The 12,192-nt window shown below is 37.7% G+C and carries 8 protein-coding genes; 4 read left to right on the top strand and 4 right to left on the bottom strand.

Going from position 1 to position 12,192, the window contains the following annotated elements:
• Window positions 1–35 precede the first annotated feature (35 nt).
• From NBX03_RS02420 to NBX03_RS02405, 4 genes are all read right to left on the bottom strand, one after another.
• On the bottom strand, window positions 36–1,796 hold the full coding sequence (locus NBX03_RS02420; RefSeq protein WP_250229187.1) for a glycosyl hydrolase family 18 protein: 1,761 nt from the start codon (window positions 1,794–1,796) through the stop codon (window positions 36–38).
• 880 nt (window positions 1,797–2,676) lie between these two features.
• Window positions 2,677–2,874 carry a DUF6465 family protein gene (locus NBX03_RS02415; protein WP_250229186.1) on the bottom strand — a complete coding sequence of 66 codons (198 nt, stop codon included), beginning with the start codon at window positions 2,872–2,874 and terminating at the stop codon, window positions 2,677–2,679.
• A gap of 722 nt (window positions 2,875–3,596) precedes the next feature.
• On the bottom strand, window positions 3,597–4,229 hold the full coding sequence (locus tag NBX03_RS02410; RefSeq protein ID WP_250229185.1) for a single-stranded DNA-binding protein: 633 nt from the start codon (window positions 4,227–4,229) through the stop codon (window positions 3,597–3,599).
• A gap of 491 nt (window positions 4,230–4,720) precedes the next feature.
• A complete protein-coding gene (locus tag NBX03_RS02405; protein ID WP_250229184.1) occupies window positions 4,721–5,257 on the bottom strand; it encodes a UDP-N-acetylmuramoyl-tripeptide--D-alanyl-D-alanine ligase in 537 nt (178 codons plus the stop codon).
• A gap of 333 nt (window positions 5,258–5,590) precedes the next feature.
• Here NBX03_RS02405 and NBX03_RS02400 point away from each other — a divergent pair, with 333 nt between their 5' ends.
• The 4 genes from NBX03_RS02400 (at window position 5,591) to NBX03_RS02385 (ending at window position 12,144) form a co-directional block, all read left to right on the top strand.
• The gene (locus NBX03_RS02400; RefSeq protein WP_250229183.1) at window positions 5,591–8,509 is read left to right on the top strand and encodes a vitamin B12-dependent ribonucleotide reductase; all 2,919 of its coding nucleotides are present in this window, start codon (window positions 5,591–5,593) and stop codon (window positions 8,507–8,509) included.
• A gap of 1,011 nt (window positions 8,510–9,520) precedes the next feature.
• Entirely contained in the window at window positions 9,521–9,748 is a 228-nt protein-coding gene (locus NBX03_RS02395) for a FeoA family protein (RefSeq protein ID WP_250229182.1), read from the top strand.
• Between the two features lie 29 nt (window positions 9,749–9,777).
• Window positions 9,778–11,856, top strand: coding sequence for a ferrous iron transport protein B (feoB, locus tag NBX03_RS02390; RefSeq protein WP_250229181.1), 2,079 nt, complete (start codon window positions 9,778–9,780; stop codon window positions 11,854–11,856).
• A gap of 141 nt (window positions 11,857–11,997) precedes the next feature.
• The gene (locus NBX03_RS02385; RefSeq protein WP_250229180.1) at window positions 11,998–12,144 is read left to right on the top strand and encodes a FeoB-associated Cys-rich membrane protein; all 147 of its coding nucleotides are present in this window, start codon (window positions 11,998–12,000) and stop codon (window positions 12,142–12,144) included.
• The last annotated feature ends 48 nt before the right edge of the window (window positions 12,145–12,192 follow it).

Below are 12,192 nucleotides of genomic sequence, written 5' to 3'. Positions count from 1 at the left end.
ACTCTTTTATGGCATCATAGTCTTTTTGCTATTTATTATTTATTTAATTTACTGTCTAAAAGGCTCCATATTTCTTCTTTTTCAAGGCCTCTTACCCAGGCGCTTACGCCGGCCAAGTCGTATTTTTCCACAAGCTCAAGCTTTCTCTCCATGGACTTTTCATCTTCAAGCCATGTTCTGTATTTTACTTTCTTTCCGTCTTCTACCGTATCAAACTCACCGTAATAGCAGCCTAAATCATCAAGCCATTGGAATTCGGCGCCGTTTTCTGTAAACATTCTATAAGCATAGTTCATTCCGAGGTTTCTTATTTTATAATTTATGCCTGTGTCTGTTTCCTCTTCCATCCATACCCTTGAATAAAAGGGTACGCCCATAATAAGTTTTTCCTTGGGAACTTCCTTAAGGGACTGAACTACCCCGTCTTCAACAAAGGGAATAGAGGCATTAGGGCCGCTGGTTCCTCCGTAGGTATTTTCATCATAGGTCATAACGCATATATAATCTGATGAATTTGCGATTTCACCTCTGTTATAATACATGCTCCAAGCCCTTGGAACAAAGGTATCTACTGAAAGAACTACACCCTGCTCCCTTAAAAGAGGCCAAAGCTCTCTTAAAAACTGGTGGAAATACTGTACGTCCGCTTCCCTTACCCTTTCAAAATCGATATTGATTCCATCAAGCTTATATAAAGAGCAAAAGGCAAGAATCTGCTTTATTACATGCTCTCGTTTTTCGGTGCTTGATAATATTTGGGCTGTAACTTCTCCGTCTTCTTCGTCGCTCATAAGGGCCCATACCTGATAGCCGTTATTATGGGCCCAGGTAACATAGGAATTATCTGCAATGCTTAATATATCCCCATTATAGCTCTCCCTGTCAAATCGAAACCATGTAGGGCTTAATACGTCCAGACCCTCATGGTATTTTCTCGAGCTCTCTCTTGAATTCTGCTCTGCCTTCTCTATTAAATCCCATACAAGGGTAATTTTTCCCTCTATAGGGCTTTGAATATAATCGGGCTTTTCAATAGGCCTTTCAGTCCCCGGAACTTCCTTTATATCAGACACATCTTTTTTAAGAACATACCCTATAAGGCCGTCTTCCGTTCTTATACGGTAATAAAGCTCCTCTTCTTCATAAATATAAAAGCTTTCCCCTTCGTAAATATATCTTTCTATGGGGCTTTTTTTATCTGGGTTATATCTTAGGGCTGATTTTTTAGATATAAGGCTTCCCGATTTTAAATCCCTGTCAAGATAGTCGATGATAATAATATTATTGCTTTCGTCGTATTTCATGCCTACATTGTAAAGCTCCGTTAAAAGCCCTTCCGGCATATATGCCGTTTCATTTATTTCGTATACGGGAAGATTAAGCTCCATAGGCTTCATATTGACATAATATGTAAGCTCTTCTGTTTTCATCTGCATAACCTTATATTCCGTGGTTATGGTAAGTTTTTTTGAAGCTTCGTCCCAGAAAATATATTTATCCATATAATCTTTTACGAAATCCACCGGAAGATAAATTTCCCCTTCTTTTACTGCAGGATTGCTGTAGCCGCTAATAATCTCATCTTCAACTACAAGCATAATGGAATTTTGGTCCCTGCTGAAAAACTCATGCACATTAATGATGCTGAAATTAGGCATGTATATTTTGAAGGCCAATGAAACTGCAAAAATAAAAATTATAAATAGGAAGCCTAAAAACACAGGCTTAAAAAAGCCGTTCCCTTTTTGCCTTTTGGGATTATTATTTCTTCTTTTGCTCCTCGTCTCTTCGTTCATTTAATTTTCCTTTCGTATTAAATTAAATCTATTGCCACTATTCTTTACAGCATATCCTGAAATCTGCATTCTTTATTTCAAAAAATGCTCTGAAGAATAATACAGTGAAACAAAATAATTACGGTAACAAAAAGCGTTATTTTAATGCTTTAAATATATATACGTAATCCTTAATACTTTATTTTACTTAATAAGAAAACTTTATTTATTGTATCATATTTGTAATTTTTACTCATGCATTCTCAAAAGAAATATTTTAATGAGCTAGGCATTGTTTGTAAATAGAGAAACCGACAAGAATAATAAATAAACTTTAGTTTATTTATTATTTTACAGCTGAAAATGTATTGTTTGCAAAAAAGTGTGAATTCGAGGAGAAAACCGCAGAGATAGCATGCATTTACATTTTTGCTTTATGCAAAAATGTTGAGCGTTTAGGTTTACCATGGGTAAACCTGTACGGCATATCTTGAGGATTTTCGACGAAGAAGTCATACCTTTTAGGCAAAATAAACTAGAGTTTTGATTTTACAAACATGCCCTAATAGAATATATGAAATGACTTTGATTTTAAACGAAATACTTCTTAAGCCAAGCAACCATTCGCTTCACGAATGTATTCATGAAGAGCTTCTCCCACAGGAGAAGCTCTTCACATTATACCACATACGAAGTATTGTGATTATTACCTCTTCATTACATAATACTGACGAAAGTATTAAAAAACACTCTTTATAAAAATAAAGAGTGTTTGAATGAACCATAGGGATAAAAAAGTTATGCTTTATATTATGTAATAAAGGGCCAGAAAAATATATTTAACTTTGGATAATAAGCATCTTTTATCGGTTTAAAGGTTTTGGCGTTTCTAAAATATTATTTATACGCAGAAATATCCTTTTTCAATACCGTTTATGACGTAATGGCATTTGCCTTCATCAGGCTTGAAGCATAGCTTAATAGAAGAAAGCTCTTTCATCTTATGGCCTTCGGCCTTCCATATTTCCGCTGCAGTATCGGTGAGTATTTTAGAATCGGTCTGCTTATCTCCAAGCTGAATATATAATTCAGATTTCATATAATCCCTCCTGATTTAGGCTTTGCAGTATCAGACTTAAAAAGTCTCATGGCAATCAACTTTTATAAATTCTCAATAGAACAAAACTTTCTAAATAGGATTACAGTAAATTTAAGGTTCAACAGTAACAAAACCATATATTCACTTTGACTTAAAAAGCAGCGTTTCCTGCGGAAACCCGTGTTTTTAAGTCCATAGCGGATAGGCCATGTTACTTCTCTGCAAGAAATTTACCATAGTAATTATTCCTCTCCTTTATTAAAATATTTTTCTGCATTATTTCATTTATTATAAAAGCAATAAACCACAAAAACTTTCGCCCTGACTGCGATTGACAACAAATAAATATATAAACCATATATAGTAAAATGGTTTAATTACTGGAACAAAAACCGTATATTTTATACTTAGTAAACCTGGAAACATTTATAGTGAAGCTGTAAAAATATTTTCAGGTGAACGTCCCCTTATAGTCAACAAAGCTCTTTTCAGCTTTGTTAACTATGAATGGCTTAATATAAGCGCTTCTATTATTTTAAGCCGTTTATGAAAATAGATTTTTGTTGCTGTCTTAAGGCTATTTCATTATAGTCAATTTGCTTTTATTCCGCTTCAGACATTTATCTTTAAAAGTATAAAATAAGGGCAAAGCAAATTGATAATGCTGCTATTTCATATTTATTTAATCATAACTGCTTTTTTCATTGTAAACACTCAAATTTTTATATGATTTCGACCTTTGATACGGAAACTTCAAAGGCGGTTTTTTCAACTATGTCGCCGTTTTCATATTTTTTCTGATAAAGCCTTGATTGCATTCTTCCGCTTATTTTAATATTATCTCCTACGCTTAAGCCGGAAACAAATCTTGCGTTTCTCCCCCAAAGAATACAGGGAATATAGTCGGATTTATTATAAGAACGGTTAACTGCCAGCAAGAGGTCGGCTATTTCTCTTCCAAAAGGGGTTTTCCTAAATACCGGTTCTTTGCATATAAAGCCGTTAAGATAAACGCTGTTGGGGTTTTTCATTCTTATTTCTTCTATGTCATTTAGTTCTTCTATTTCTCTTGCAAAAACCGTAATAATAAGTTTATTCCTGTTCTCCTCCTGTACATAATTATTATAGCTTCTCACTTGGCCTATAACGGAAACATATGCTCCTTCAGGTATATGGCTTGCAAGCCTTTCGGATACTGTAACCATAAGAATGTCGCTCGTTTCGCTGAGCCTTGGAACCTCTATGTAAAAATTATAGAAGCCTTCTCCGTATACTTCGTGGCTGAAACTAAATTCCGATACTACCTGCCCTCTTATTTCTATGAGATTTGTTGTTTCAAAGTTTTCAAGGTGCATTAAAATACTCTCCCTTCGTTTAATTAATTTGCTAGATTAAGAATCTTTTGTGCAGCAGCAAAAATTTAAAAACAGCAAAATCTTTAGAAAACAAAATATTTTCTCCAGGCCCTGCTCTTTTTAAACTCAGCTGCCGTAAGCCTTGCACCAATCTATAACTCATTTTATTCAAAGGGCTTGTATTTTAGAATTCAATTAATACTTTTTTGAGCTTAGGGCTTTATTCTTAGAGAAGCTGAAAAGACTATAAACTTTGATTGGACCTTTTTTAAATTCCGGTTTACCGTATCTTTAAAATAAATTTCTCATAAAAAAGCGGCAAAAAACGATGTGCTAAAAACTCAAAAATACGGATTCTCTTCAGAAACAGTACATTCTTGAATCTACGCGATATATGGTTTATTCCTGTTTCATTTTAGGTTTATCATAAATATTTATCCCATACCTTGCCAGATATAAGAAAACAAAGCCTTCACCTATGGGAATTGATTTTAATGATTTCCGATATTAAATAGAGAGCCTGCCTTCTCTATATCTACCCCGGAAAGAATAACAACGCTCACAGCGGCCATGGCGTCATATATGGTCATATTCCTATCGTATATGTTTACGGTAAATTCCTGAGGGTATATCTCGTTGCCGCCGATGTCTTCTATTACTCTTTGGATACAGCACTGCATGGAAATATAATCGTTTTCAACGATGCTTGAAGCCGTTATGCTGGATTTAGGATTCAGGCCGAATGTAACAAGCCTTACAGGCCTTTTTACGGAAAGGCCCTGAAGTATTTTCTCGTCGGAGTTTAAAAGAAGAATCCCCTTTGGATCCATTTTGTTTAAAAAAGGAAGGATATCTATGTTTTCTTTATGATGGTTAAGGACGATAATGTCATATTCCTTTTCTTCTTCCCGTATGCCGATAAGGTCGATTTCGTAGGAAGCTTCGTCAAAATATTCCTTTAAAATATCCTCTGTGGCGTCGGAGGTTAAGTACCCTTCCACACCCATTGCAAAACCGATTTTAAGCATAATATTCTCCTTATGGCAATATTGCCGCAATTTATGTATCTATTTATGAACATAATAAATCTTACGGATTTCTTAATTAGTTTTATGCTTAAAACGATTTTTTATGCATTTATCCCATTGGGGCCTCTTTATTTTAATGAAACAGGGATATAGAATTATCTTTTTTGTAAATAAGAGAAACAAATTTTTAAATTTCGGACACAATTAATCTATCATAGGCCAAAATAGAGAAAAACTGCGATAAAAACCCTTATAATTTTAAGACCACAAGATATTGACACTTCGGCTTTCAGTGATACAATATATAGTATAAACTAACTAGGGGAGGAACATATGAAAATAGATAACGCCGTAAAAAGGCTCTATACAAAAGCCCTTGAAGGCTCTAATAAAAGCGTTTATGACCTTTTCAAATGGAAAAAGGTAAATGTAAAGCTTAAAAACCATGCAACCAATAAAATGATAACCGATATGGAGGATTTGGAATTTCCGGAACATTATTCCCAAACCGCCTGCGATATTATAGCCAGCAAATATTTCAGAAAAAAAGGCGTGAATAACGACAGAGGCTATGAATATTCCCTAAAGCACATTATTCACAGAATGGTGCACTTCTGGACAGAAGCCCTTGCCAATGAAAAAATCATAGACGATTCCCAGAAGGCCATCGTATACGATGAGCTTGCTTTCATGATGATAAGCCAAATGTGGGCCCCCAACAGCCCTCAATGGTTCAATACAGGGCTTTTTCATGCCTACGATATAGAGGGCCCTGCCCAAGGGCATTTCTATTATGATGAAAATAAGAAAGAGGTTGTCCTTTCCGAAAATGCATTTACAAGAACCCAAGGCTCCGCCTGCTTTATTATAAGCATAGAGGATTCCCTTATAGGGGAAAAATCATTAACCGACCAAATCACTACCGAAACACTGCTTTTTAAATACGGCTCAGGGGTAGGAACCAACTGGTCCCCTATAAGAGCAATAAATGAATCCCTTTCCGGCGGCGGAAAGTCGTCGGGGCTATTAAGCTTTCTCAAAGTATCCGACAGAAACGCAGGGGCAATAAAATCCGGCGGAACTACAAGAAGAGCCGCAAAAATGAATATCCTGAACCTTGACCATCCGGAAATCCTTGACTTTATCCTGTGGAAGGCCAAAGAAGAAGAAAAGGTAAAGGCTCTTGGCAAAATGGGCTATTCTACAGGATTTGAAGGGGAAGCCTATGAAACCGTAAGCGGGCAGAATGCCAATAACTCCATACGGATTCCCAATCGCTTTATGGAAAGCATCGGTACAGATAAAACATGGCAGCTGAAAGGAAGATTAGACCCATCGGCAGACAGGGAAATCTCTGTTTCAGAAATATGGGACAAGACTGCCTACGCAGCATGGCGCTGCGGTGACCCGGGGGTTCAGTTTGATGATACCATTAACGCATGGCATACCTGCCCCTGCGGAGAAGACGGAAAATACGGCGCCCCCCATAATAGAATCAACGCTTCTAACCCCTGCTCCGAATACATGTTTTTAGACGATACGGCTTGCAATCTTGCAAGCATCAATATCGTAAGGTTTTATAATCAGGAAACGGGAGAATTTGATATTACAGGCTATCTTCACTGTGTTTTCTTCGTTCAGCTTGTTCTTGAAGCAACCATCCACTGGGGCCAGTTTCCAACCAAGGATATTGCCCGTAAATCCTATTTATTCAGAACCACGGGAATAGGCCTTTCAAGCCTTGGGGAGCTTTTTATGCTCATGGGTATTCCCTATGATTCAGACGAGGCAAGAGCCATCGCCGCAAGCTTTACTTCGTTAATGACAGGCGAGTCTTATGTTGCTTCAGCGCTGATGGCTGAAAAAGTCGGGGCGTTTTCCTGCTATGATATGAATAAAAACCACATGCTTGAAGTCATAAAAAACCATGCCCGGGCCGCCAGATACAGTGAAACCGATACAAAGTTCCATAACATGCCTGTTGCCCCTCATGTAATAGACCATAATCTTCTTAAAAATATGGATTATCCTTATATTTCGGAAAGCTTAAAGGAAGTATGGCAGAAGGCCATAGAGGAAGGGGTTGAAAATGGCTATAGAAACGCTCAGGTTTCTGTTCTTGCCCCTACGGGAACCATATCCTTTGCCATGGACTGTGCAACTACATCTTCTGAGCCGTTTTTCAGCCACATTGCCTATAAGAAGCTTGCCGGCGGCGGCTTTATGGAAATTATAAATCCTTCTATTGCCCCGGCCCTTAAAAAGCTTGGGTATAAGGAAGAAGAAATTAAAGACATCATTGATTACGTCATGCGAAAGGAAGAAGTAGACGGCTATTCCATGATTGCAGACGGTAAAATAGAAGGCGCCCCTCATTTAAAGACAGCCCATTATGCTGTTTTCGATACGGCAAACCCCTGCGGCACAGGAAGCCGCTATATCAGCCCCATGGGCCATATTAAAATGATGGCTGCCCTGACCCCCCATGTTACGGGAGCTATTTCAAAGACGGTGAATCTGCCTAATTCCGCAACTGCCGATGATATTAAAGACATTTATATGGATGCATGGAAAATGGGCATCAAGGCCATTGCCCTCTATCGGGACGGCTGCAAAGAAAGTCAGCCCCTGAATTCCGTAAAAACCGACCCGAAGGAAAAGCGTCTTGAGGATATGACCTACAAAGAGCTTCTGGAATATGCAAAGACTGCTCATAAATCAGAAATTCCCTTAAGGGTAAAACCTAAGGGCATCCGAAATGCAAGAGTCCATGAAGCTGCAATTAACGGCCTTAAGCTTTATATCACAACTTCTTATTATGAAGACGGAAGGCTTGGAGAGCTTTATGTCTCCAGCGGAAAGCAAGGCTCTCTTACGAAAGGGCTTCTTGACAGCATCTCCACAACAATATCAAAAATGCTGCAATACGGTGTTCCGCCGGAGGATATTGCAAGCATGTACAGAGGACAGAAATTTGAACCCTCAGGCTATGTAACCGGCCACCCCTATATTAAATTTGTAGATTCCATATCCGATTTAATCAGCAAAATAATCGATATAGAACTTGGCAATTATAAATACTGCCAAGTTAAGCCCGAAGGCTATAAAGAAGAAAAGAACCTGCATCAGGTCTATAACCACGGCGACTTTGTAGCAGGAGCCATATGCCCTAATTGCCAATCGGAAAAAATGGTTAAAAACGGAACCTGCTATGTCTGCACAGAATGCGGAACAACCACCGGGTGCAGCTAAACTATACAGTTAATAAAAATAGAAATTTGCTTATTTTGTATAAATTTTTATGTTTGCTTTCTGCAAATCAATATAAATACTTTTTCGTTTTCATGAGCCCTGTTTTTACAGGGCTTTTTTACTTATTTGGTCTTTTTTTCTATGGTTTATAGGCGCCTTAGCTAAATAATGCAGGAACAAGTTCTTAGGGTTATTTATAGTAAATTTATCATAAAGAAGCAGCAAAAGCCTATTCCCTTAAGGCTCAAAAACACGGATTTCCTTCGGAAACGGTACATTTTTGAGCCTTCGTGAATATACGCCTTTGCTACTGTTTAACTTTAAATTTACTATACTCAGGTCCATGGGCCTATATCAATTTGCGGATTTATAATAAATTTCACAGAAGGATGCAATAAAAATCTATTTTTCATAAACGGCTTAAACATATAGAATCCCTATGTTTAAGCCATTCATAGCCAACAAAGATTAAAATATCTTTGTTGGCTATAAGGGGGCGTTCGCCTGAAAATACTTTAACAGTTTCTAGGCTCACTAAGCATAAAATATTGATTTTTATTACTGTTTCATTTGAAATTGACTATAGCCAGCTTCTCGGCCTTTGCCTTATTCAGACAAAATGCTGTAAAATATATTATTTTACAGCATTTCTTACAATAGCTATAATCCATACTTCTTCCATAAGGTCAAATTGCAAATTTCATATAATAATTCACTTATATAAAGCTTATTTATTCCGTTTTAAATTATAGAAGCTTTATAATTTTACATTATTTAAGCATGGGAAAATGCCTATATATTTTTTGATTTATTATGACTAACTATATATTCTTGACAAAGTTAGTCTAGCGTAATATAATCAAGTTATGATAAGCTAACATAGTTAGCAAACGCTATATTCAGTTCATTTTGAACTGCACGCTTTATTCTATGCTTTCCCCGTTATATTAAAATTAACGGGGATTTATAAAGAGTATATTCAGCGTATGTGAAAACAAGGAGGAGAGAGAGATGGAAACAACCTTGGACCAGCTCAAGCCCAATGAGAGGGGTTCCGTCGTAAAGGTGAACGGAGAGGGTATGCTTAGACGAAGGCTTTTTGATATGGGTATAACCCCCGGTGCTTCAATTATCATGAAAAAGGTAGCACCTTTAGGTGACCCTATTGAAATTAATGTAAGGGGATACGAGTTAAGCCTTAGAAAATCAGAAGCATCACAAATTATAGTTGAAAAGTAAAACGAGATTATAAAGAGGGGAAAATGAAAATGTCTATAAAAGTCGCAATCGCAGGAAATCCAAACAGCGGTAAGACTACTCTTTTCAATCAGCTTACTGGAAGCACTGCAAGAGTAGGAAACTGGCCCGGCGTTACTGTTGAAAGCAAAGAAGGCAAATATACTAAAATGAAAGAAGAGAATATAACCGTTGTAGACCTTCCAGGTATATATTCTTTATCACCTTATTCGCCGGAAGAAGTTATCGCAAGAGACTATTTGCTTGACCAAAAACCCGATGTAGTGATTAACATCGTCGATGCAACAAATCTTGAGAGAAACTTATATTTCACCTCTCAGGTTATGGAAACAGAATGCCCTATGGTAATCGCTCTTAATATGATAGACGTTATAGAAAAAAATCATGACGCCTTAGATATTGCCAAGCTTGAGCAAAAGCTGGGGGTTCCGGTAGTGCCTATTTCCGCTTCTACAAATAAGGGCATCGATAACCTCATGAAAAAAGTGGTTGAAGTTTCGAAGCAAAAAAGAGAGCCTAAAACCATATTAAAGGATTCTCCTATTTATCCCGCTATAGAAACAATGCTCCATGCGCTTGAACAAAAGCCTGTTGACAATAAGCTTTTTTACGCAATTAAGCTTGTGGATAACGATAAAGAGGTTGTTAAAAAATTAGGCTCTATGGTAAATAACTCAGAGCTTTCCTCAGTTCAGAAAGAAGTTGCTTCCGTCGGCCAGATGGACGACTGTGAAGCAATCGTTGCAGATTTAAGATATAAATACATAACGAAAAACTTAAGCCCGCTTCTTAAAAGAAGCAGTTCCGCAACAGAAGAATCCGTTTCTGACAAGGTAGATAAAATCCTTACTCATAAATATTTGGGTATTCCCATATTCCTTGTTTTTATGTGGGTTGTTTTCCATACCACCTTCTCCGAGGACTTTCTTTTCCTGGGAATAAACAGCCCCGGCGTTTTCTTGCAAGGCCTTACGGAAACTATTGTTGAAATCGCTACTGAGGGCATGGTTGCCCTTCTTGAAGGTGTAGGCGCCTCAGACTGGGCAATGGGACTTGTTATCGACGGTATTTTTGCAGGTATCGGATCGGTTCTTTCCTTCCTTCCTCAAATACTTGTGCTTTTCCTTTTCCTCTCCATTATGGAGGATTCAGGATATATGTCGAGAGCTGCTTTCGTTATGGATAGGCTTTTAAGAGGATTCGGCCTTTCTGGAAAATCGTTTATGCCTATGATTATGGGCTTCGGCTGCAGCGTTCCTGCCATTATGGGAACAAGGACAATCGAAAGAGAAAAAGACAGAGTTCTTACCATTATGCTGATTCCCTTTATGTCCTGCGGTGCTAAGCTTCCAATACACGCTCTTATTGCCGCCGCTTTCTTCCCGAACAATGCCGACACGGTGGTTTTCGGAATGTATTTATTCGGAATCGTTATGGCTATTATCTGCGGTATTATACTTAAAAACGTTCTTTTTAAAGGAGATCACGCACCTTTTATATTAGAGCTTCCGCCTTACAGAATTCCAAGCCTTAAATCCCTTATGATTCATCTTTGGGAAAAGGCAAAGGGCTTTGCTATAAAAGCAGGTACAATACTTACAGCATCCGTTATTATTATATGGTTCCTTTCAAACTTCAATTTCAGCCTTCAGCTTCTTCCGGAGCCTAACAGCGCCGAAAGCATGCTTGGCATAATGGCTTCCTCAATTAAATTTATATTTGCACCATTAGGTTTCGTCAGCGGACCTAACGGCTGGATGACCGTAGCAGCTATCTTAACAGGATTCGTTGCTAAAGAAGCCGTTGTTACAACAATGGGCCAGCTTTATACCCCAGGATTAGGCGATGCCCTTGAAGACAGCTCCGCAGAATCCGCTTTGCAGGCATCATTACTTGCAAGCTTCTCTCCGGCCGCCGCATTATCTTTCCTTGCTTACATGCTTTTAACAGTGCCCTGCTTTGCAGCCGTAGCAGCTTTGTCAAAGGAAATGGGTTCTAGAAAATATTTCTGGCTTACAATTGCCTTCCAGCTGATTGTATCTTGGGTAGGCGCCTTTATGGTATTCCATGTGGCAAGTTTATTTCTGTAGTAAACGCTTTACAATAGCTTTGCTTTAACAAAGCTTATAATTGCTTATTAAAGTAAAAGAGCTACAGCATAAAGAAAGATTTGTATCATTTTTCACTTTACCTTTGTATAGGTAAAAAGCCATATAAAAGGAGATGTTAATATGGCAGATATTATTATCGTTATTATTGCAATTTCAATTGTGGGCTTTTCTCTTTATAAAGCCTTCTCCAATAAAAAGCAGGGAAAAAGCAGCTGCGGTTGCGGCTGTTCATCATGCCCTACCGAAAGCGACTGCAGTAGTAAATAATTAGAAAAAGGACTTGCATATGCAAGTCCTTTTTTTATGGTGAAAAAT

The sequence above is a fragment of the Anaeropeptidivorans aminofermentans genome, assembly GCF_940670685.1.
Taxonomy (GTDB): Bacteria; Bacillota; Clostridia; order Lachnospirales; family UBA5962; genus Anaeropeptidivorans; species Anaeropeptidivorans aminofermentans.
The sequence above is the reverse complement of the archived record's forward strand: the minus strand, read 5'-3'. Positions and strand labels throughout refer to the sequence as shown.

What these genes read in the sequence shown, in the direction of transcription:
- NBX03_RS02395 (WP_250229182.1), top strand. Translation starts at nt 9,521, where the DNA reads ATGGAAACAACCTTGGACCAGCTCAAGCCCAATGAGAGGGGTTCCGTC.
- feoB (WP_250229181.1), top strand. Translation starts at nt 9,778, where the DNA reads ATGTCTATAAAAGTCGCAATCGCAGGAAATCCAAACAGCGGTAAGACT.
- NBX03_RS02420 (WP_250229187.1), bottom strand. Translation starts at nt 1,796, where the DNA reads ATGAACGAAGAGACGAGGAGCAAAAGAAGAAATAATAATCCCAAAAGG.
- NBX03_RS02415 (WP_250229186.1), bottom strand. Translation starts at nt 2,874, where the DNA reads ATGAAATCTGAATTATATATTCAGCTTGGAGATAAGCAGACCGATTCT.
- NBX03_RS02405 (WP_250229184.1), bottom strand. Translation starts at nt 5,257, where the DNA reads ATGCTTAAAATCGGTTTTGCAATGGGTGTGGAAGGGTACTTAACCTCC.
- NBX03_RS02400 (WP_250229183.1), top strand. Translation starts at nt 5,591, where the DNA reads ATGAAAATAGATAACGCCGTAAAAAGGCTCTATACAAAAGCCCTTGAA.
- NBX03_RS02385 (WP_250229180.1), top strand. Translation starts at nt 11,998, where the DNA reads ATGGCAGATATTATTATCGTTATTATTGCAATTTCAATTGTGGGCTTT.
- NBX03_RS02410 (WP_250229185.1), bottom strand. Translation starts at nt 4,229, where the DNA reads ATGCACCTTGAAAACTTTGAAACAACAAATCTCATAGAAATAAGAGGG.